Here is a 21534-nt window from a genome sequence, read left to right as displayed (position 1 = left end):
CTTGGAGGGGCCGCTACGTGCTTGCCCTGCGGCTCTGGGCTCTAGGGCTCCTACGGGCTCTCCGGGCTCTACGGCGCCGAGCGCGGCACCGTGAGGGTCACGGCGAGGCCGGTGGGCTCGTTCGCCGCGAAGGAGAGCCGGCCGCCGCTCTGGTTCAGCAGGACGCGGGCGATGGACAGACCGAGTCCGGAGCCGTCGATGTTCTGGTGGCGGGGGCTGCGCCAGAAGCGGTCGCCGATCCGGGCGAGCTCCTCCTCCGTCAGACCGGGTCCGCCGTCGGAGACGGTGACGGCGACCTCGTCGCCCTCCCCCGCGACCAGCACCTGGACCCGCCCGCCGCGCGGTGTGAACTTCAGCGCGTTGTCGATGACGGCGTCCAGCGCGCTGGACAGCGCGACCGGATCGGACCAGCCGGTGACCGCGGTCTTGCCCGCGTACTCCAGGGCGACGCCCTCCCGCGCCCCGACCGGCCGCCACGCGCCGAGGCGCTCGCCGACGAGTGCGGCGATGTCGGTGAGGGCGAGGTCCGCGTCCGCGTGCTCCGCCAGCGCCAGGCCGAGCAGATCGTCCAGGACCTGGGCGAGCCGTCTGCCCTCGTCCTGGACGGAGGCCACCTCCGCGTTGCCCTCGGGGAGTTCGAAGCCGAGCAGCTCGATCCGCAGCATGAGCGCGGCCAGCGGATTGCGCAGCTGGTGGGAGGCGTCGGCGACGAAGGCCCGCTGCTGTTCGAGCACCTGCTCGACGTTGTCGGCCATCTCGTTGAACGACCGGGACAGCCGCCGCAGTTCGGGCGGCCCGCCGGCCGCCGCGACCCGGGACTTCATCCGCCCGGTGGCGATGTCGTGTGTGACGCGGTCGAGGATCGCGACCGGTCGCAGCACCCAGCCGGTGAGCCGGAACGCGAACAGTACGGCGATGGCCATCGCGGCCAGCTCACCGGCGCCGAGCAGCAGCCAGCCGTGCAGGATGCGCGAACGCAGCGCCCCGGTGGGCGATTCGGTGAGGACGACGGCGACGACGTCCCCGTCGCGGATGATCGGTGAGGCGACGGCCAGCGTGCGGCGCTGCCACGGCCAGACCTGCTCCGGGTCATGGCTGCGGCGGCCGGCCAGTGCCGCGCTGTAGGCGCCGTACGCCTCCCCCGCTTCGGGGAGTCTCCAGTCCGCGGGCGCCACACCCATCGCGGTGCCGTCGCGGTAGAAGACACCGACGCGGATGCCGTACAGCTCCTCGTACCGGCTGAGTTCGGAGCGCAGCGCGTGCAGCCGCTCGTCGTCCCCGACGTCGCTCGCGGACTGCGGGGTGCGCGAGGTGACGAACTGGGCGAGCGACGCGAAGCGCGCGGTGTCGTCGATGCGGTCGACGACGACGCGCTGCTGCTGCGCGGCGGCCATGCTCGCGGCCAGCGGAAAGCCCAGGGCCAGCAGGACGCCCGCCATCAACGCGAGCAGCAGGGGGAGAAGACGCGAGCTCAACGGCGGGGTCCTGGATCTCAGGCGGCGGGAACGACGAGCCGGTAACCGACCCCGCGCACCGTTTCGATCATGGACGGCATCCGCAGCTTGGAACGCAGCGAGGCGACGTGCACCTCCAGGGTGCGCCCCGTCCCCTCCCAGCTGGTGCGCCAGACCTCGCTGATGATCTGCTCGCGGCGGAAGACCACCCCGGGCCGCTGGGCGAGCAGGGCCAGCAGGTCGAACTCCTTGCGGGTGAGCGCGATCGGCTCGCCGCTCACCATAACGCGGCGGGTGGGCAGTTCGATGTCGACGGGGCCGAGTTGCAGACTGCCGGCCGGCGGCCGCTCACCGGCAGCGGATCCGTCGGCGGGCGCGGGGGCGGCGGACTCCGTACCGGGCCGCAGCGGGGGCCGGCGGCCGACCGCGTGGATCCGGGCGAGCAGCTCACCGGTGTCGTACGGCTTGACGACGTAGTCGTCCGCGCCGAGGTTCAGGCCATGGATCCGGGACCGCACATCGGCGCGGGCGGTGACCATGATCACGGGGGTGGAGGTGCGCCGGCGGATCCGGCTGCACACCTCGAAACCGTCCTGGTCGGGCAGGCCGAGGTCGAGCAGCACACACCCGTAGGACGGGCCCTGGGCGGGCAGCAGCGCGCGCAGCGCCTCCTCGCCGCTGCGGGCATGGGTGACGTCGAAGCCGTGCTTCGCGAGCACGGCCGACAGTGCGGCGGCGACCCGGTCGTCGTCCTCCACCAACAGCAATCTCATCGGTTCACCCTCCTTTCCCACATCGGCAATCGTTCGGCCACAGGTCGGACACCCGCCGTCGGCCGGCGTCCGGTACCTACCCGGAATACAGACCGACCGGCGAGGGGCGCGTCAAGGGGGCATCGGTACCTGCCGCGGACTGTTATCCAGCCGGTACGCACGACAACACAGGGCACATCACTCGTGGCGGAGAGTATCCGAATCGTGATGCTCAAGTTCAGCTCAGATGTAATGACGCTCGTCATCATGCATCACTAAGGTCTGCCAGACCGACGAAGATGGAGCACAGGCCGATGACCGAAGTCTCAGTGACCAAGGACGCCGCGCCGGCGACCGATGACCTGGTCGTACTGGGAGGCGTGAACAAGCACTTCGGCGCGCTGCACGTGCTCCAGGACATCGACCTGACGATCACCCGCGGTGAGGTCGTGGTCGTCATCGGTCCTTCGGGGTCCGGCAAGTCCACGCTGTGCCGCACCATCAACCGGCTGGAGACGATCGATTCGGGCTCCATCACGGTGGACGGGAAGCCGCTTCCCCAGGAAGGGCGGGAACTGGCCCGGCTGCGTGCCGATGTGGGCATGGTCTTCCAGTCCTTCAATCTCTTCGCGCACAAGACCGTTCTGCAGAACGTGATGCTCGGGCAGGTCAAGGTCCGCAAGACCGACAAGAAGGCGGCCGAGGACCGGTCCCGGCAGCTGCTCGACCGGGTCGGCGTGGGGGTCCAGGCGGACAAGTACCCCGCGCAGCTCTCCGGCGGACAGCAGCAGCGGGTCGCGATCGCCCGCGCGCTGGCGATGGACCCCAAGGTCATGCTCTTCGACGAGCCCACCTCCGCACTCGACCCGGAGATGATCAACGAGGTGCTGGAAGTCATGCAGCAGCTCGCCCGGGACGGCATGACGATGATCGTCGTCACGCACGAGATGGGCTTCGCCCGCTCCGCCGCCAACCGGGTCGTCTTCATGGCCGACGGACGGATCGTCGAGGAAGCGACGCCGGAGCAGTTCTTCAGCAATCCGCGCAGCGACCGCGCCAAGGACTTCCTCTCGAAGATCCTTCACCACTGACGTTGCCTGACGGCCGGCGGGCGCCCCTGCGCGCGGCCGGCCCCGCACCACGGCCGACCGACGGCTGACGTACGACGGCTGACGTACGACGACGCACTGATGACCGATGACTGACGACCGACGACTGACGACTGACGACGCAAGGGATGTCCCCATGAATATCCGTAAATCCGCCGCCGCCGGACTCGTCGTCCTGGCGCTGACCGCCTCCGCGACCGCCTGTGGCGGCAAGGAGGGCACGCCGACCGCGCCCGGCGCCAAGCCCACCACCGGCGCCGACGCCCCGAAGCTGCCGACGTACACGCCGAAGACGGGCGTCACGCTCGACTCCGCCGTACTGAAGAAGGCTCAGCAGCGCGGCAAGCTGGTCATCGGCGTCAAGTCCGACCAGCCGTTCCTCGGTTTCCAGCCGCCCGGCTCCAACGACCGCAACGGCTTCGACATCGAGATCGCCAAGATGGTCGCCGCGGACCTCGGCTTCGGTCCCGACAAGATCGAGTGGAAGACCTTCGACTCCAGCCTGCGCGTGCCGGCGATCAAGAAGGGCGACGCGGACTACTACGTCGGCACCTTCACGATCAACGACGCCCGCAAGAAGGACATCTCCTTCGCCGGCCCGTACTACATCGCCGGCCAGGACCTGCTCGTGGCCAAGAGCAACACCGACATCACCGGCCCGGACAGCCTCAAGGGCAAGAAGGTCTGCAGCATCACCGGCTCCACGCCGCTGGAGCGCATCAAGGACCCGAAGTACGGAGCCGTCGTCAACGCCCTCGGCAAGTACTCGGACTGCGTGCAGCAGCTCCAGACCGGCCAGGTCGACGCGGTCACCACCGACGACGCGATCCTCAAGGGCTACGCGGCGCAGGCCCCCGGCAAGTTCCGGGTGGTCGGCAAGCAGTTCTCCCAGGAGCCGTACGGCGTCGGCCTCGCGCACGACGACAAGGCGCTGCGTGACGCGATCAGCGACGCGCTGAAGGCGCACCAGGACAACGGCGACTACAAGAAGGCCTACGACGCGACGCTGGGCCTGTCCGGCGCCCCGTACACCGCGCCGCCGGCCCTCGACCGCTACTGATCAGCCGACCCGCAGGCCGGCCGCCGCGGCACCGTCGTTCCCGCGACGGCCCGCCGGCCGGCCGGCGGGCCGCAACGCCCTCGTGAGGCCAACCTCGATGCTGCTTCCCTCCGGGGCGCGACCCGTCGTACCCCCCGCACGCCCTGGACCGACGATGCCTTCCTGGCCTTTCCGCCAGACCCCAGCGAACCGGCGAGGTGAGCCACGATGAACGTGCTGGTCGACAACTTCGCCCTGTTCCGCCAGGGGTTCTTCGGCACGCTGTCGCTCACCGGCGCCAGCGCGGTGCTCGCCCTGCTGCTCGGGGTGCTGATAGCCGCGTTCCGGGTCTCGCCGGTGCCTCCGCTGCGGGCCTTCGGCACGCTGTGGGTGACGCTGCTGCGCAACACCCCGCTGACCCTGCTGTTCCTCGTCGCCACCTTCATCGTGCCCGAGGTCCTCACGACCGGCCTCAGCTCGTACCAGCTGGCGGTGCTCGCGCTCGGCTTCTACACCTCGGCGTTCGTCTGCGAGGCGGTGCGCTCCGGCGTCAACACCGTCCCGCTCGGCCAGGCCGAGGCCGCGCGCAGCATCGGGATGACGTTCACCCAGATCCTGCGGCTGATCATCCTTCCGCAGGCGGCCCGTACGGTCATCGCGCCGGTCGGCAGCCTCATGATCGCGCTGACCAAGAACTCGGCGATCGCCGGCGCCTTCAGCGTCACCGAGCTGTTCTCCACCCAGAAGCTCCTGAGCGACCAGGGGCTCAACCTCACCGTGATCTTCATCTGGATCGCCCTCGCGTACCTGATCATCACGTTTGCGATCAGCGGCCTGTTCCGGTTGCTCGAGAACCGGCTGGCGGTGGCCCGATGACGGCGAGTGTTCTGTACGACGCCCCGGGCCCCAGGACCCGGCTGCGCAACCGGATCTACACGGTCGTCGGCAGCCTGGCGCTCGCCGGGCTGCTGGTCTTCTTCGCCATGCGGCTCAACTCCAAGGGCGAGTTCAAGTCCTACATGTGGGACCTGTTCCAGTACGCCGGGGTCCAGCAGCAGATCACGGACGGCGTGGTCGCCACCCTCAAGGCGTTCGCCCTCGCGGCGGTCTTCTCGCTGCTGCTGGCCACCGTGTTCGCCGCCGGACGGCTCTCGGACCACAAGCCGGTGCGGATCGCCGCCTCGGCGGCCGTGGAGTTCTTCCGCGCACTGCCGCTGATCATCATGATCTATCTGCTGTGGGCGACCGTCTTCGAGCCCTTCTGGGCCCTGGTCATCGGTCTGACGCTCTACAACGGCTCGGTCCAGGCGGAGATCTTCCGGGCCGGCATCAACTCCGTGCCCAAGGGCCAGAGCGAGGCCGCCTACGCGCTGGGCATGCGCAAGACCCAGGTCATGCTGACCATTCTGGTCCCGCAGGCCGTTCGGGCCATGCTGCCCAGCATCATCAGCCAGCTCGTGGTGACCCTGAAGGACACCTCGCTCGGCTACCTGATCGCCTACACCGAACTGCTGTACGTCGGCCGGATCCTGGCGGGCAACACGCCGACCCTCGGGAACTACCCCTACTTCCAGGTGCTGCTCGTCATCGGCACGATCTACATCGCGATGTGCATGCTCCTGTCCGCCGTCGCCACCTGGGTCGAGAAGCGCGCCCGCCGCAGCCCGAAGGGCGCGCCGCCGGCCACGCCGGAGGCGGAGGCCCTGGTCGCCACGGCGGAGTGACGGCGGGGTGACGGCGATGCGGCGTCGGTGCGGATGTGCCGTCGTCCGCGCTGGAATTGACGGTGCGTCGGTGACGGATGGGTTCCTGATCGGTGCCTGACCGGTGCCTGACCGGTGCCTGACCGGTGCCTGACCGGTGCCTGACCGGTGCCTGATCGGTGCCTGGCCGGTGACGGAAGTGACGGTACGTCGGCTCGCGGAGTGACGGTGTGTCGGTTCGCACCGCGCCGACGTTCCGCCGTCACTTGACGCACGCACCCGCAGTGGATTGCATACGTATCGTGACTGCACATCTTCCGGGGACCGCCCTGTGGACCCGGTGATCGTCGCGGGGGCGGGCCCTGTGGGCCTCGCCCTCGCGCTCGCTCTGGCCAAACGCGGTGTCCCGACCATCGTCCTCGACGAAGCCGAGGGGCCGGCCGACGCCCGTGACGACCTGCGCCATCCACGCACCACCGTCCTGGGTGCGGATACCGCCGCCCTGCTGGAACGGCTCGGCTATCCGCAGGTGTACGCGGACGGCACCACCTGGACCGGATGGCGCACCCTGCGCCGGCGGCAGGAGGTGCTGCGCGTCGACTTCGGCCCCGCGTCGGACGACGAGCCCGCCCAGCCGTCCCCGGTGCACATCTCCCAGCACCGGCTGGAAAGGGGCCTGCGGCAGACCCTGCACGGCCACGGCCTCGTGCGGATCGTGACCGGCTCCCGCGTCGACGCGGTCGACGAGGACGCCACCGGCGTCACCGTGCACACCCGGGGCGCCGACCGCACCTGGTGGCGGGGCAGTTATCTGGTGGGCTGCGACGGGCCGCGTTCGACGGTCCGCAAGCTGCTCGCGGTGCGCTTCCCCGGGAAGACCGCCGTCGACCGGCACGCCGTCGCCGCGCTGCGCGTCGACCTCCCGGAACCCGGTGTGGCCCTGCTGCACCGTGATCCGCCCGGCGCCGGCACCGGCCAGGAGGTGACGGCCCGTCCGCTGCCGGACGGCCTGTGGCGCTTCGACTGGCTGCTGCCCGCCCGGGGCGAACTGCTGACCCCCGACGAACTGGTGACCCGGATCCGCTCCATCCTGACCACGTGGTGCGGCAGCGTCGTACCGTACGAACTGGTCGGCTCCGCCGAGTACCCGGTGCACCAGCGGCTCGCCCGCCGCTGGCGGGTGGGCCGGACGTTCCTCGCCGGCGACGCCGCCCACCTGATGGGCGCCCTGGGCGCCCAGGGCGTGGAGGAGGGCCTGCGGGACGCCGAGAACCTCTCCTGGAAGCTCGCGCTCGCCTGGCACGAGGGCGCGTCCGACACCCTGCTCGACAGCTATCAGGCCGAGCGGCGCGAGGCGGTCGGGGCCCGGCTGCGCGCCACCGACCAGGCGCTGCCGCTGGTACGCGCCGGCGGGACCTGGAACACGGTCCGCCATTCGCTGCTCTCCGGATCCGCCCGCGGGCACGCCGAGCTGCTGACCGACAGCCACCTCGGCCGGGGATCCGCCGCGTCCCCGCCGGTCTACGGCCGGTCGCCGCTCGCCCTGCCCGCGCCGCGGCCGGGCGGGGGCGGCAGCGGCGGCGGCAAGACCGCCGGATCACCGCTGGTCGCCACCTGCGCCACTCCCCCGGGCGGGCTGGTCGTCGATGTGCCGGTGACGGCGCTGGACGGCACGGTCGGCCGGCTGCGGGACCGGCTGGGCCAGAACCTGCTGGTGATGCTGATCGCCCCGGGCACCGGTGTGTGGGACAGCCGGCACTGGCTGACGGCCGGTCTGATGCCACGGCTCGCGTCGGCGGTCGCCGCGCTGCCGATGCGCGCCGAGCTGCTGGTGACCGAGAGCTATCCCGGTGCGACGGCGCACAGCGTGCTGCTGATCCGCCCGGACGGCCATCTGGTGACGGCGATGGTCGGCTGCCGCCCGGCCGAGCTGTACTCCTACGCGGACCTGGCCCGCGGCGGCCCCCCGCACCGGACCGCACCGCAGGACGAACCGGTCAGCGGCCGGACGCCCTGATCCGCCGCCCCAGCGGCAGTCCGTTCCCGGGCGATGAGCGGCCGGGAACGGGCAGGAGTGGGCGTGAGCGGCAGGTGTTCCAGCGGGACGTCATTCCAGCGGGAGGTCATCCCAGCGGGAGGTACTCCAGGACATCCGGCTCGTCCTCGCCCTCCTGCTCCAGGGCCCTGCGGACCACCCGGAGGGCGAGGCCCTCCGGGTAACCCTTGCGGGCGAGCATTCCGGCGAGGCGGCGCAGCCGCTTGTCACGTTCCAGCCCGCGGGTGGTCCGCAACTTGCGGTCCACCAGCTCGCGGGCCCGCTCCTCCTCCTGGTCGGAGTCGAGCTGGCCCACCGCCTCGGTGACCAGCTCCGCGTCCACCCCGCGGGTCTGGAGCTCCCTCGCCAGCGCCCGGCGGGCGAGGCCCCGCCCGCGGTGCCGGGACTCCACCCAGGCGTTGGCGAACGCCTGGTCGTCGATCAGGCCGGCTTCCTGGAACCGCTCCAGCAGCTGCTCCGCCACGTCGTCCGGGATCTCCCGCTTGCGCATCGCGTCGGCGAGCTGTTTACGCGTGCGGGGATTCCCGGTGAGCAGGCGCAGGCACAACGCCCGCGCCTGCTCCTCCGGGCTGAGCGGCGGCTCTTTCGAGGCCCTCGACTCGGAAGAGCCGCCGCGATCGGGGTACCGACTCGCCACGGCCTCAGGCCTTGGCCGCGGTGGCCTTGGTCGCCTTCACCGTCTTGGGCGCCGGAACCTCGGCCTTGGCGGGATCGGCCGCCGGACCCGCCGCGTCCGCGCCCGGCTCCACGCCGGGGGCTACGGTCCGGACACCGATGCCGAGCTTGTCCTTGATCTTCTTCTCGATCTCGTCGGCGAGGTCCGGGTTGTCCTTGAGGAAGTTACGGGCGTTCTCCTTGCCCTGGCCGAGCTGGTCGCCCTCGTACGTGTACCAGGCACCGGCCTTGCGGACGAAGCCGTGCTCGACACCCATGTCGATCAGGCCACCCTCCTTGCTGATGCCGTGGCCGTAGAGGATGTCGAACTCCGCCTGCTTGAAGGGCGGTGCGACCTTGTTCTTGACGACCTTGACGCGGGTCCTGTTGCCGACCGCGTCCGTACCGTCCTTGAGCGTCTCGATACGGCGGATGTCGAGTCGTACGGAGGCGTAGAACTTCAGCGCGCGGCCACCGGTGGTGGTCTCCGGCGAGCCGAACATCACACCGATCTTCTCGCGGAGCTGGTTGATGAAGATCGCCGTGGTGTTGGACTGGTGCAGCGCACCGGTGATCTTGCGCAGCGCCTGGCTCATCAGCCGGGCCTGCAGACCCACGTGCGAGTCACCCATCTCGCCCTCGATCTCGGCCCGCGGCACGAGGGCGGCCACGGAGTCGATCACGATGAGGTCGATCGCGCCGGAGCGGACCAGCATGTCCACGATCTCCAGCGCCTGCTCGCCGGTGTCCGGCTGGGAGAGCAGCAGGTTGTCCGTGTCGACACCGAGCGCCTTGGCGTACTCGGGGTCCAGCGCGTGCTCGGCGTCGACGAACGCCACCGTGCCGCCGGCCTTCTGCGCGTTGGCCACCGCGTGCAGCGTGAGGGTGGTCTTGCCGGAGGACTCCGGCCCGTACACCTCCACCACACGGCCACGCGGGATACCGCCGACGCCGAGTGCCACGTCCAGTGCGGTCGACCCGGTGGGGATGACATCAATGGGGTCGTTCGGCTTGTCGCCGAGGCGCATGACCGCGCCCTTGCCGAACTGCCGTTCAATCTGTGCGAGCGCGGCGTCCAGCGCCTTCTCGCGGTCGTTACCTGCCATGGGCTCCACCCGGGATGTTTGAGTCGATCGCTTCACGTCCATGACGCTAGTCCCTGCCACTGACAATGCGCCCGGCCGTCGCTCCGAGCTGTGGAAAACCTCCGCGGATAACCGGCCCGGACCACCCATGAGAATGGATGTTCGATTTTCGTGTCAAGCGACACGCGGGGCCTCAGGGGCGATGGTGCGATGTCTTCTCTCCCCGGGCGGATGTCTCACGTCCGATGCCTTCTCCGCAGCCAGGGCCGCCGCCGCGGCCCGTGCGCCCTCGGGTCCGTCACCTCGTACCGCTTCACGTACGCCCCGAAGAACCCCTGCAGCGTCGCGGTCACCGGGATCGCGACCAGCGCGCCGACCGCCCCCAGCAGCGCGGTACCGGCGACGACCGACCCGAAGGCGACGGCCGGGTGGATGTCCACGGTCTTCGCCGTGATCCGCGGCTGCAGCACGTAGTTCTCGAACTGCTGGTAGACCACGACGAAGCACAGCACCCACAGCGCGTCCCACGGGTCCTCGGTGAACGCGATCAGCATCGGCAGCGCGCCCGCGAGATACGTCCCGACCGTCGGCACGAACTGCGACACCAGCCCCACCCACACCGCCAGCGCCGGGGCGTACGGCACCCCCAGCACCTGCAGCAGGACGTAGTGCGCGACGCCCGACACCAGCGCCATCAGCGCCCGCGAGTAGATGTACCCGCCCGTCTTGGCGACCGCGATCTCCCAGGCCCGCAGCGCCTCCGCTTGCCGCGCCGGCGGCAGCACCGAGCACAGCGCCCGGCGCAGCCGAGGTCCGTCGGCCGCGAAGTAGAACGCGAACAGCACCACGGTGAAGAGCTGGAAGACGCCCCCGAGGACCGTGGCCGACAGCCCCCACATATTGCCCGCGCTGTTCTGCAGGTAGTTGCGCAGCCAGTCGGAGTGCAGCACGTTGTCCTGCAGCTTCCCGACGTCCAGCTTCGTGTGGAAGTTCTGGTTGAGCCACACCACGACGTCGTTCACGTACTGCGGGAAGTTGTCGGCGATCGTCGTGATCTGGTCCACGAGCAGCGAGCCGAGCGCCACCACGAACACCGCGACCGCGACGATCGCCCCCAGCAGGACCAGCCCCGTGGCCACCCCGCGCCGCATCCCGCGCGCCGCCATCCAGTCCACCGCCGGCTCGACGGCCAGCGCGCCGAAGAACGCGATCAGGATGTTGATCAGCAGCCCGGTCACCTGGTGGAACGCCCAGCCGGCCAGTTGGAAGCAGCCCACCAGCACCAGCGCCAGCATCATCGCGCGCGGCAGCCACCGCGGCATCCCCGCACGCGGAGCCGGTGGCTCCTCTTTCTGAACGGTGCTCTCGCCGGTTCCTGACACGAACCCCAGTCTGAACGCGCGGGGCGGAAAGTCCGGGACCAACCCTCCGCGGTCTCAGCGCCGTCCGGCCGGCACATCCATCGCCGTACAGACCGCCCGCCACACGTCCTTGGCCTCCCACCCCGAGTCCAGCGCCTCCCACACCGTCCGCCCGCCGAGCTCCGCCATCACATGATCCCGGGCAAACGAATCCGCATACCCCTCCCCGAACTGCGCCCGCATCCGCTCCCAGAACACCGTCAACTTCATGCGCCCAGTATCCCGCGCCACGAGCGGTGCGAAGGGGGGCGGGCGGACGGGGGCGGGGGGTGGAGCGCGAGGTGCGGGGGGCTGGGGTGGGTGTTGCAATGGCCGCAGGGCCGCCGAGGCCCATTGTGAGGAGAGGTGATGAGCGGCATCCCCATCACGCGGCAGCGCCGGCGGGTTCTGGTGGGATGTCTGCTCCGCTCTGCGGCCTCGGCCGTACTGCTCACCTGGCTGTACTACCTGGCGCCGCTGGACCGCGCGCTCAACGCGACCACTGCCACTCTGCTCGCTCTGGGCCTGATCGCTTTCGGCTGCCTGATCGCCTGGCAGGTGGTCGCCGTCACTCATGCGGCGTATCCCGGGCTGCGCGCCATCGAGGCGCTGGCCACCGCCGTGCCGCTGTTCCTGCTGCTGTTCTCCTCGACGTACTTCCTGGTCGCCAGGGACCGGCCGGCATCGTTCTCGGAGCCACTGAACCGGACCGACGCGCTCTATTTCACCGTCACGGTGTTCGCGACGGTGGGCTTCGGGGACATCTCGCCCGTCACGGAGCTCAGCCGTGTGCTGACCACGGTGCAGATGATCGCCGATCTGATCCTGGTGGGCCTGATCGCGAAAGTTCTCTTCGGCGCGGTCCGGATCGGGCTGCGGCGGCGGGGGACGGCATCGCCCACCCCGTCGGAACTCCCGGAGGACGGCCCATGACGGAACCGAAACCCCGGACGGCGGCAGCCGCGGACGGCGAGGCGCAGCCGGAGGAACCGGACCTGTTGCGGGCCATCCTGCTGACGCCGGGCTACCTCAAGTCGCTCGTCCTCTGCGCCCTCATCGGCATCCCGGTGTCCCTTGCCGCGTTCTGGTTCCTCGTCGGGATGCACCAGCTGGAACACGTGCTGTGGGCCGATATCCCGCATGCCTGGGGCTGGGACACCCCGCCGTGGTGGTGGCCGCTGCCCCTCCTCGCGATCGCCGGTGTCTGTGTCGGCCTGATCGCCACGCGGCTGCCCGGCGGGGGCGGGCACATCCCCGCCTCCGGACTGCACGTCGGAGGCGCGTCGCCCATCGCGCTGCCCGGTGTGCTGCTCGCCGCGATGGCGAGTCTGCCGTTCGGCGCGGTCCTGGGACCCGAGGCGCCGCTGATCGCGCTCGGCAGCGGCCTGGCGCTGCTCTTCAGAAACCTCGCCCGGGGCGCGGCGACCCCGCAGAGCACGGCCCTTCTGGGCGCGGCCGGCGCCGCCGCGGCCATCGCGGCCATCTTCGGCAACCCGCTGATCGCGGCCGTGCTGCTCATCGAGGTGGCGGGGGTCGGTGGTCCACAGCTGTTCGCCGTCATGCTGCCGGCCCTGCTGTCCAGCGGGGTGGGGGCGCTGGTGTTCACCGGCTTCGGACGGTGGACCGGGCTGCAGACCGGCAGCCTGGCGCTGAAGCTGCCCACCCCCTTTCCCCGGCTGGACGCGGGGGACGTCCTCTGGTCGCTGCTCATGGCCGTGGCCATCGGCACCTTCGTGCACCTGGTGCTGGGCGCGGGCCGGCTGACCGCGGCGTTCGTCCCGGTACGGACGTTCCCCCGGACGGTGCTGTGCGCGCTGGGCGCGGCGGGCTGCGCCGCCCTCTACGCGCTGATCACCGACCGCGCGCCCGACGAGGTCGCCTCGTCGGGCCAGAGCACGCTCACCGCGATGGCCGGCGACCCGCACGCCTGGGGGATCGGGGCGCTCGTCGCCGTCCTGCTGTTCAAGGGCACCGCGTACGCGCTCTGTCTCGGCAGCCTGCGAGGCGGCCCCATCTTCCCCGCGCTCTTCCTCGGGGCCGCCGCGGGCGTCCTGTGCGCGCCTCTTCCGGGCCTGGGGCTCATTTCGGCCCTGGCGGCGGGAATGGCGGCCTCGGCGGCCAGCGCCCTGCGGCTGCCGGTCAGCAGTGTGGTGCTCGTGGTCCTGCTGCTCGACAGCTCGGCCATGATGCCGGTCGTGATCCTGGCGGCCGTCGTCGCCTTCGTCACCACGGAGCTGCTGCCGTCCTGGCCCGGGCCGGCACCGCCGACCCCGGTCCCGGCATCGGCTCCCGACCCCGCGAAGGCCTGAGGAGCCCGCCGGAATCGTCAACTTCGGGGCGGGAGGATCCCGCACATGGGGGCTTGGGGTCGCACGGCCGGGTGCTCCCTTGTGCCAGGCGTATGCACTGCGGGGAAGGCGCCCTACTGTGCGGACATGCCAGGAACTCCCCTCGCGCGCGCAGAGCACTTCGTGTGGCAGACCGCGCGCGTGCTCGAGCAGCGCAGGTTCACCTTCCACTTCCTCGACGGGTCGGACGCGGCGGCCGAGGCGGTCGAGACCGCGCTGAACGCCTACCGCAACGACGACGGCGGCTTCGGGCACGCCCTGGAGCCGGATCTGCGGGGGCCGGTGAGCCAGCCGTTGCCCACGGCGCACGCGTTGCGCGTGCTCGACGGGATCGGGCGGTGCGGGGGGCAGCGGGCCGAGCGGGTGTGCCGGTATCTGACGGAGGTGTCGACGGCGGAGGGGGCGCTGCCCGCGGTGCATCCGTCGCTGCGGGGCTATCCGGCGGCACCGTGGATCCCGGTCGTCGAGGCCCCGAAGGGCTCCTTGCTGGCGACGGGTCCTGTGGTGGGAACGCTGCACGACAACGGGGTGTGGCACGCGTGGCTGTTCCGGGCCACGGACTTCTGCTGGGCGGCGATCGAGGCACTGGACGCGACGCATCCGTACGAGGTCGAGGCGGCGGTTGCGTTCCTGGACGCCGTCCCCGACCGGGCGCGGGCACGGGACGCGGCGCACCGGCTGGGGAAGCTGGTGCGCGAGCAGCAGCTGGTGGTGCTGGATCCGGACCGCGCGGACCGGTATCCGCTGCCCGCCGGATACGCGCCGGGCGAGTACCACTTCGCGTACGACTACGCCCGCGGCCCGGATTCGCTGGCCCGGCAGTGGTTCACCGACGCGGAGCTGGAACGGTCGCTGGACTTCCTGACGGCGGAGCAGGGCGAGGACGGCGGCTGGCCGATGCGCTGGCGCGCATGGGCGCCGGGCACCCGGCTGGAGTGGCGGCCGATCATCACCATCGAGGCCCTGCGGACACTGCGCGCCTACGGCCGCCCCATCATCTGAAACGTGGTCGGGCGGTTCGATCGGCCGGTCAGCGGGTCAGCCGGTCAGGGCCCGTACGGCGGCGGTCACCAGGACCGCCGCACCGATCACGACCAGGAACGGTGCGCGCAGCAGCAGCGCCACCGCCGCCGCGGCGAGCCCGGCCGCGCGGGCGTCGACGACGAGTTTCAGCTCGCTGGTGCTGAACGTCTGCAGCGCGGTGAGAGCGGCGAGCAGAGCGAGCGGGACGAGGGCGGCGAGCCGCTTCACCAGCGGCCGCTCCAGGATCCCGGCGGGCACGGAGAGGCCGAGCAGCTTCACCGCGTAGCAGCCGAAGGCGGTCACACCGATCGCGATCCAGGTGGTCATCGGTCCTTCTCCGTCCGCTGTGCGGTGGTGGTGGCATCGGCGGCGTCCTCGCGTGCCGTCCCGCGGCGTGCGGCGATCAGGACGATCGGTGCGGCGAGTGCCGCGACGAGTACCGGCACTCCGGCGGGCAGCAGCGGCACACAGGCCAGGGCGAGGATGACGGCGAGCCCGGCCACTGTGCGCTCTCGGCGGCCCTTCAACATGGGCGCGAGCAGCGCGAGGAAGACGGCGGGACCTGCCGCGTCCAGCCCCCAGCCGGCCGGGTCGCCCAGCGCGGAGGCGCCGAGCGCGCCCAGGAGCGTGGTCAGGTTCCACAGCAGGTAGATGGTGACGCCGGTGACGGTGAAGCCGACCCGCGCGCTGCGCCGGTCGGGCTGCGCCAGGGTGACGGCGGAGGTCTCGTCGATCACCCACTGGGCGGCGAACGGGCGCACCGCCCGGGGAAGGCGCAGCAGCTGCGACAGCCGCAGCCCGTAGAACGCGTTGCGCGCGCCGAGGAAGAACGCACCGGCTGCCGCCGCGAACGGGCTGCCGCCCGCGCCCAGCGCGCCGACCAGGGCGAACTGCGAGGCGCCGCTGAAGACCAGCAAGGAGAGCGCGCAGGTCTGCGCGACGGTCAGACCGGCCCCGGCCGAGGTCACGCCGAAGGCGAACCCGGACAGGCCGACGGCGACACCGACGGCCAGCGCGTCACGGACCACGGCGGACGTCGGCCTCGTCGCAGGTTCCGGCGCCTGCAACGTCTCCAACGCCTCGGACGCGTCCGAAGACTCCGTCGCATCCGAGGACTCCGACGGCTCCGCCTGAGAACTGTGTATGTGTGCTGCTCGTGTCACTCCACGAACGTTAGGGAGCGAGGTCCTCGCCTGTCTTGTACGTTCTTGCGCGTTCGCGCCGGTAGGCGCCCGGGGGTACACCCACGATGCGGGTGAAGTGCCGGTTCAGATGAGGCTGGTCGGTAAACCCCACCGCGAGTGCCGCTTCGGCGGGCGGGGTCCCGGTGTCGAGCATCCGGCGGGCCGCCCGCACCCGCTCGCCGGTCAGCCAGGCGTGCGGCGGCAGCCCGTAGGCGCTCTTGAACGCGCGCAGCAGCGCGAACGGCTTGGTGCCGAGTTCCGCGGCCAGTTGGTCCAGCGTCGGCGGGCACGCGATCCGCTCGACGAGCAGTTCCCTGGCCCGCCCGGCGGCCAGCGCACCGGCGGACGGCAGCGCGCCCGGCGCGACGGGGTCCGCGCCGTAGCGGCGCAGCAGCCCGGCGACGGCGACCCGCAGCAGGGTGTCGGCCGCGAGCGCGTTGTCGCGTTCCGCGGCGGCGTGGATGTCCGCGATCTGCCGGGCGCAGTCCGGGTCGTCGAGGACGGTGTCGGTGAACGCCGGGGTGCCGTTCCGGCCGGTCGTCTCGGCGGCGACGGCCGCCACCACGTCGATGCTCGGGTAGAGGACGCGGTAGCTCCAGCCGTCCTCGGTCCCCGCGTACGCGGAGTGCGGCGTCTCGGGATTGATGAGGACGACCCCGCCCGCGCCCGCGCGGAGGTCGCCGCCGGGCATGCCGATGCCCTCGACGCCCTTGGTGACCGCCGCGATCACATATCCGTCGTGGGAGTGCCGGGAGAAGGTGTGGCTGACGTACCGGGCGCGCAGCAGGTCCACGCCCGGCAGCTGCGGATGCTGCCAGTGCCGTGCCTGCTCGGGTGCCGGTTCGCGTCGTGCCATGAACCCATTCTGCGTCCGGGCCTGGAACCCCGCGGAACGGCCCTGGTGCGGGTCCCGGTGCGGCTCCCGGCCCGGGTCCCTGAGCGGGTACCGGCGCAGGACCCGACGCGGGTCCCGGGGCCGTTGTCAGTGGGGCGGGGCAGGATGGGGACATGTCGCGACGGAGCAGTCAGGGCGAGCCGGAACCGGAAGGGGACCCGGCCGCCGCCCTGGAGGCGTTCTCCCCGGCCACCCGAGCGTGGTTCACGGGAGCCTTTCACGCGCCCACCGCCGCCCAGGCCGGTGCCTGGCGGGCGATCGGCGAGGGTTCCGACGTCCTGGTGGTCGCGCCCACCGGCTCCGGCAAGACGCTGGCCGCGTTCCTGGCCTCGCTGGACCGGCTGGCGAGCGTCCCGCCGCCCGCCGAGACCCAGCGCCGCTGCCGGGTGCTGTACGTGTCCCCGCTCAAGGCCCTCGCGGTCGACGTGGAGCGCAACCTGCGCAGCCCGCTCACGGGCCTGCGCCAGGAGTCCGTCCGGCTCGGCCTGCCCGAGCCCGAGGTCCGGGTCGGGATCCGCTCCGGGGACACCCCCGCCGCCGAACGCCGCACCCTGGTCACCCGCCCGCCGGACATCCTGATCACCACCCCCGAGTCGCTCTTCCTGATGCTCACCTCCGCCGCCCGCGAGGCGCTGCGCGGGGTGGAGACGGTGATCCTCGACGAGGTGCACGCCGTCGCGGGCACGAAGCGCGGGGCGCATCTGGCCCTGTCGCTGGAGCGGCTGGACGAGCTGCTCGACCGGCCCGCCCGGCGGATCGGGCTGTCCGCGACGGTCCGGCCGGTCGAGGAGATCGCCCGCTATCTGTCGCCGCAGCGCAAGGTGACGATCGTCCAGCCGGCGTCGCAGAAGAAGTTCGACCTGTCGGTGGTCGTGCCCGTCGAGGACCTGGGCGAGCTCGGCGGCTCCCCCGTCGCGGATCACAGCGGGCCCGCGGCGGGAGCGGAGCAGCGGGCGTCGATCTGGCCGCATGTGGAGGAGCGGATCGCCGATCTGGTGCAGGCGCACCGCTCGACGATCGTGTTCGCCAACTCCCGTCGGCTGGCCGAGCGGCTGTGCAACCGCCTCAACGAGATCGCCTACGAGCGGGCAACCGGTGAACCGCTGCCCGACACCTCGCTGCCCGCCGAGATCATGGCCCAGTCGGGTGCCGCGCAGGGCGCGCCACCCCTGATGGCCCGCGCGCACCACGGGTCGGTGTCCAAGGAGCAGCGCGCACTCGTCGAGGAGGACCTCAAGGCAGGGCGGCTGCCCGCCGTGGTGGCGACGTCCAGCCTGGAACTGGGCATCGACATGGGCGCGGTCGATCTCGTCATCCAGGTGGAGTCGCCGCCGTCCGTCGCCTCCGGGCTGCAGCGCGTCGGCCGGGCCGGTCACCAGGTGGGTGCCGTGTCGACGGGTGTGGTCTTCCCCAAGTACCGCGGTGACCTCGTACAGGCGGCCGTCGTCACCGAGCGGATGCGGACCGGCTCCATCGAGTCCCTGCGCGTGCCGGCGAATCCGCTGGACGTCCTGGCGCAGCAGATCGTCGCCATGACCGCGCTCGACACGTGGGACGTGGACGAGCTGCTCGCCCTGGTGCGCCGGGCCGCGCCCTTCGCGGCGCTCCCGCACTCCGCGTACACGGCCGTGCTCGACATGCTGGGCGGCCGCTACCCCTCCGACGCCTTCGCCGAGCTGCGGCCGCGCATCGTCTGGGACCGGGTGGCGAACACGGTCGCCGGCCGCCCCGGAGCGCAGCGGCTGGCCGTGACCTCCGGCGGCACCATCCCGGACCGCGGGCTGTTCGGTGTCTTCCTGGCCGGCTCCGACCCGAAGAAGGGCGGCGGCCGGGTCGGCGAGCTGGACGAGGAGATGGTCTACGAGTCGCGGGTCGGCGATGTCTTCACGCTGGGCACCACCTCCTGGCGGATCGAGGACATCACCCGCGACCGGGTGCTCGTCACGCCCGCACCCGGGGTGCCGGGCCGGCTCCCCTTCTGGAAGGGCGACCAGCTGGGCCGCCCGCTGGAGCTCGGCCGGGCGGTGGGCGCCTTCGTCCGGGAGGTCGGGCGGCTGGGGCCCGAGGAGGCCCGCGAACGACTGGCCGCGGCCGGGCTCGACACCTGGGCGACGGACAACGTGCTGGCGTATCTGTCGGAGCAGCGGCAGGCCTGCGGTCACATCCCCGACGACCGGACGATCGTCGTGGAGCGGTTCCGCGACGAGCTGGGCGACTGGCGGGTGGTGGTCCACTCCCCCTTCGGCGCGCAGGTGCACGCACCCTGGGCGCTGGCGCTGGGCGCCCGCCTCATGGAGCGCTACGGGCTGGACGCCCAGGTGATGCACGCCGACGACGGCATCGTGCTGCGACTGCCGGACGCCGACCTCATGGGCCTCGACCTGCTCGACAACGACACGGGCAACGGCACCGGCAGCGACTACACCGGCGCCGACCCGGTCCGGGCGGGCACCGAGTTCGACAGCGACCAGTCGCCGGTCGGCGCCGCGGACGTCGCCTTCGACAAGGGCGAGGTCGAGCAGCTGGTCACCGACCAGGTCGGCGGCTCCGCCCTGTTCGCCTCCCGCTTCCGCGAGTGCGCTGCCCGCGCCCTGCTGCTGCCCCGGCGCTCCCCCGGCAAGCGCACTCCGCTGTGGCAACAGCGCCAGCGCGCCGCCCAGCTCCTCCAGGTCGCCTCGGACTTCGGCTCCTTCCCGATCGTCCTCGAAGCGGTCCGCGAGTGTCTGCAGGACGTCTTCGACGTGCCCGGGCTCGTCGAGCTCATGGGCGACATCGAGGCGCGCCGGGTGCGGTTGGTGGAGGTCACGACACCCGAGCCCTCCCCCTTCGCCCGCTCGCTGCTCTTCGGCTACGTCGCACAGTTCCTCTACGAGGGTGACTCGCCGCTCGCCGAGCGCCGCGCCGCCGCCCTGTCGCTGGACTCCCGGCTGCTGGCGGAGCTGCTGGGCCAGGCCGAGCTGCGCGAGCTGCTGGACGGCGATGTCCTGGCCGAGCTGGAGCAGGAGCTGCAATGGCTGACGGAGGACCGCCGGGTCAAGGACGCCGAAGGCGTCGCCGACCTGCTGCGGCTCCTCGGACCGCTCACCGAGGCCGAGTTGGCGGCGCGCGGTGCCGAGCCGGGCTGGGCGGCGCAGCTGGAGTCGGCGCGCCGCGCGATCCGGGTCCGGATCGCCGGCGGCGAGCACTGGGCGGCGGTCGAGGACGCCGGGCGGCTGCGGGACGCACTGGGCACGGCGCTGCCCGTCGGAGTCCCCGAAGCCTTCACCGAGCCGGTCAAGGACCCGCTCGGCGATCTGCTCGCCCGCTTCGCCCGCACCCACGGCCCGTTCACCTCCGTCGAGGCCGCACGGCGCTTCGGTCTCGGCACGGCCGTGGTGGACGGTCTGCTGCAGCGGCTGGCCGCGGGCGGCCGTGTCGTCCAGGGCGAGTTCCGGCCGGGCGGCGCGGGCCACGAATGGTGCGACGCGGCGGTGCTGCGCCGGCTGCGGCGCCGCTCGCTGGCCGCGCTGCGGCACGAGGTCGAACCGGTGCCGCCCGCCACCCTCGCCACGTTCCTCCCCCAGTGGCAGCACGTCGGCACCCACAGCCTGCGCGGTATCGACGGGCTGGTCCGTGCCGTCGAGCAACTGCAGGGCGCCGAGGTGCCGGCCTCCGCGCTGGAGAAGCTCGTCCTGCCGTCCCGGGTCTCCGGCTACACCCCGGCGATGCTGGACGAGCTGACCGCCTCCGGCGAGGTCCTGTGGTCCGGTGCGGGGGCGCTGCCCGGCAAGGACGGCTGGGTCTCGCTCCATCTCGCCGACACCGCGCCGCTGCTGCTCAAGGAGCCCCAGCCGCTCGAACTCTCCCCGCTGCACCAGGCCGTCCTCGGCGCGCTGTCCGGCGGCTACGGGCTGTTCTTCCGGCAGATCGCCGACCAGGTGCGGGCCGCGGGCGAGGCCCCGTCCGACCCCGAGCTGGCGGACGCCGTCTGGGATCTGGCGTGGTCCGGCCGGCTCACCAACGACACCCTGGCACCGCTGCGCGCCCTGCTCGGTTCCGGGCGCACCGCCGGATCCACCGCGCACCGCGCACCGCGTTCGGTCCCCCGTGGTCGCTACGGCTCCCTCACCGGCCGGGCGCCGCGCGCGACCGCGTCCCGCACCGGGCCCCCGACGACGGCGGGCCGCTGGTCGCTCGTCCCGCCCCCGGAGTCCGACCCGACGCTGCGCGCCCACGCCCTGGTCCACACCCTGCTGGACCGCCATGGTGTGGTCACGCGCGGGGCGGTCGCATCCGAAGGCGTCGAGGGCGGCTTCTCCGCCGCCTACCGGGTGCTGTCGGCCTTCGAGGAGACCGGCCAGACCCGGCGGGGATACGTGGTCGAAGGGCTCGGTGCCGCGCAGTTCGCGATGGACGGCGCGGTGGACCGGCTCCGCGCCATCAACACCGCCCGCGACCGCGAGGAAGGCGCCCGCACCGGACAGCGGGCCGTCGTCCTCGCCGCCGCCGACCCCGCCAACGCGTACGGCGCCGCCCTGCCCTGGCCGGCACAGCCCGACGGCGTCACCCACAAGCCGGGCCGCAAGGCGGGCGCCCTGGTGGTCCTCGTCGACGGTGAGCTGGCCCTGTACGTGGAACGCGGCGGGAAGACGCTGCTCGCCTGGCCCGACGAGGAGGAGCGGCTGCGCGCTGCCGCGGACGCCCTGGCGCTGGCGGTCCGGGAGGGCGCGCTCGGCCGGCTCACCGTGGAGCGCACCAACGGGGAGTCGGCCCTCACCTCACCGCTGGGCCGCGCCCTGGAGACCGCGGGCTTCCACGCCACTCCGCGCGGTCTGCGACTGCGGGGATGATGG

The 21534-nt window shown here is 72.1% G+C and carries 18 protein-coding genes; 9 read left to right on the top strand and 9 right to left on the bottom strand.

All coding sequences use genetic code 11. The annotated features are described in order from the left end of the window. Positions 1–68: 68 nt before the first annotated feature. Together C6N31_RS23005 and C6N31_RS23000 are read right to left on the bottom strand one after the other, a co-directional pair. Positions 69–1475: a sensor histidine kinase gene (locus C6N31_RS23005; protein WP_138358551.1), complete on the bottom strand. Its 1407-nt coding sequence runs from the start codon at positions 1473–1475 to the stop codon at positions 69–71. Between the two features lie 17 nt (positions 1476–1492). Then, the gene (locus tag C6N31_RS23000; protein WP_138358553.1) at positions 1493–2227 is read right to left on the bottom strand and encodes a response regulator transcription factor; all 735 of its coding nucleotides are present in this window, start codon (positions 2225–2227) and stop codon (positions 1493–1495) included. Positions 2228–2520: 293 nt separating this feature from the next. On the opposite strand from C6N31_RS23000, the gene C6N31_RS22995 reads away from it, so the two are divergent. The 5 genes from C6N31_RS22995 to C6N31_RS22975 all read left to right on the top strand — a co-directional run bounded on the left by C6N31_RS22995 (position 2521) and on the right by C6N31_RS22975 (position 8074). Continuing rightward, positions 2521–3297 (top strand): amino acid ABC transporter ATP-binding protein, encoded by a 777-nt coding sequence (locus C6N31_RS22995; protein ID WP_138358555.1) that lies wholly within the window; start codon positions 2521–2523, stop codon positions 3295–3297. A gap of 154 nt (positions 3298–3451) precedes the next feature. After that, positions 3452–4375 carry a glutamate ABC transporter substrate-binding protein gene (locus C6N31_RS22990; protein ID WP_138358557.1) on the top strand — a complete coding sequence of 308 codons (924 nt, stop codon included), beginning with the start codon at positions 3452–3454 and terminating at the stop codon, positions 4373–4375. A 207-nt stretch (positions 4376–4582) separates the two neighbouring features. Beyond that, the gene (locus tag C6N31_RS22985) at positions 4583–5230 is read left to right on the top strand and encodes an amino acid ABC transporter permease (protein WP_138358559.1); all 648 of its coding nucleotides are present in this window, start codon (positions 4583–4585) and stop codon (positions 5228–5230) included. Beyond that, positions 5227–6078: an amino acid ABC transporter permease gene (locus tag C6N31_RS22980; protein WP_138358561.1), complete on the top strand. Its 852-nt coding sequence runs from the start codon at positions 5227–5229 to the stop codon at positions 6076–6078. Before C6N31_RS22985 ends, C6N31_RS22980 begins: the two co-directional genes overlap by 4 nt. Before the next feature lie 310 nt (positions 6079–6388). Continuing rightward, positions 6389–8074: an FAD-dependent monooxygenase gene (locus C6N31_RS22975; RefSeq protein WP_198358079.1), complete on the top strand. Its 1686-nt coding sequence runs from the start codon at positions 6389–6391 to the stop codon at positions 8072–8074. Between the two features lie 106 nt (positions 8075–8180). Here C6N31_RS22975 and recX read toward each other — a convergent pair whose 3' ends face one another. From recX to C6N31_RS22955, 4 genes are all read right to left on the bottom strand, one after another. Then, positions 8181–8750: a recombination regulator RecX gene (recX, locus tag C6N31_RS22970; RefSeq protein ID WP_138358565.1), complete on the bottom strand. Its 570-nt coding sequence runs from the start codon at positions 8748–8750 to the stop codon at positions 8181–8183. Positions 8751–8754: 4 nt separating this feature from the next. Then, positions 8755–9873 (bottom strand): recombinase RecA, encoded by a 1119-nt coding sequence (gene recA / locus C6N31_RS22965; protein WP_138358567.1) that lies wholly within the window; start codon positions 9871–9873, stop codon positions 8755–8757. Between the two features lie 215 nt (positions 9874–10088). Beyond that, the gene (locus C6N31_RS22960) at positions 10089–11174 is read right to left on the bottom strand and encodes an AI-2E family transporter (RefSeq protein ID WP_138358589.1); all 1086 of its coding nucleotides are present in this window, start codon (positions 11172–11174) and stop codon (positions 10089–10091) included. Positions 11175–11288: 114 nt separating this feature from the next. Continuing rightward, positions 11289–11483 carry a DUF3046 domain-containing protein gene (locus C6N31_RS22955; RefSeq protein ID WP_138358569.1) on the bottom strand — a complete coding sequence of 65 codons (195 nt, stop codon included), beginning with the start codon at positions 11481–11483 and terminating at the stop codon, positions 11289–11291. Positions 11484–11621: 138 nt separating this feature from the next. Here C6N31_RS22955 and C6N31_RS22950 point away from each other — a divergent pair, with 138 nt between their 5' ends. From C6N31_RS22950 to C6N31_RS22940, 3 genes are all read left to right on the top strand, one after another. Next, positions 11622–12185: a potassium channel family protein gene (locus C6N31_RS22950; protein ID WP_138358571.1), complete on the top strand. Its 564-nt coding sequence runs from the start codon at positions 11622–11624 to the stop codon at positions 12183–12185. Continuing rightward, entirely contained in the window at positions 12182–13561 is a 1380-nt protein-coding gene (locus C6N31_RS22945) for a chloride channel protein (RefSeq protein ID WP_198358078.1), read from the top strand. Before C6N31_RS22950 ends, C6N31_RS22945 begins: the two co-directional genes overlap by 4 nt. Positions 13562–13687: 126 nt before the next feature. Continuing rightward, positions 13688–14602, top strand: coding sequence for a hypothetical protein (locus C6N31_RS22940; RefSeq protein ID WP_198358077.1), 915 nt, complete (start codon positions 13688–13690; stop codon positions 14600–14602). A gap of 36 nt (positions 14603–14638) precedes the next feature. Here C6N31_RS22940 and C6N31_RS22935 read toward each other — a convergent pair whose 3' ends face one another. The 3 genes from C6N31_RS22935 to C6N31_RS22925 all read right to left on the bottom strand — a co-directional run bounded on the left by C6N31_RS22935 (position 14639) and on the right by C6N31_RS22925 (position 16663). Then, positions 14639–14950 (bottom strand): AzlD domain-containing protein, encoded by a 312-nt coding sequence (locus C6N31_RS22935; protein ID WP_138358577.1) that lies wholly within the window; start codon positions 14948–14950, stop codon positions 14639–14641. Continuing rightward, positions 14947–15699 carry an AzlC family ABC transporter permease gene (locus C6N31_RS22930; RefSeq protein ID WP_198358076.1) on the bottom strand — a complete coding sequence of 251 codons (753 nt, stop codon included), beginning with the start codon at positions 15697–15699 and terminating at the stop codon, positions 14947–14949. The genes C6N31_RS22935 and C6N31_RS22930 overlap by 4 nt, the downstream gene beginning before the upstream one ends. Positions 15700–15796: 97 nt before the next feature. Beyond that, positions 15797–16663 (bottom strand): AraC family transcriptional regulator, encoded by an 867-nt coding sequence (locus tag C6N31_RS22925; RefSeq protein WP_198358075.1) that lies wholly within the window; start codon positions 16661–16663, stop codon positions 15797–15799. A 152-nt stretch (positions 16664–16815) separates the two neighbouring features. Here C6N31_RS22925 and C6N31_RS22920 point away from each other — a divergent pair, with 152 nt between their 5' ends. Beyond that, positions 16816–21531 carry an Lhr family ATP-dependent helicase gene (locus C6N31_RS22920; RefSeq protein WP_198358074.1) on the top strand — a complete coding sequence of 1572 codons (4716 nt, stop codon included), beginning with the start codon at positions 16816–16818 and terminating at the stop codon, positions 21529–21531. The last annotated feature ends 3 nt before the right edge of the window (positions 21532–21534 follow it).

It is taken from the genome of Streptomyces fildesensis, assembly GCF_016107395.1.
Classification (GTDB): Bacteria; Actinomycetota; Actinomycetes; order Streptomycetales; family Streptomycetaceae; genus Actinacidiphila; species Actinacidiphila fildesensis.
The sequence above is the reverse complement of the archived record's forward strand: the minus strand, read 5'-3'. Positions and strand labels throughout refer to the sequence as shown.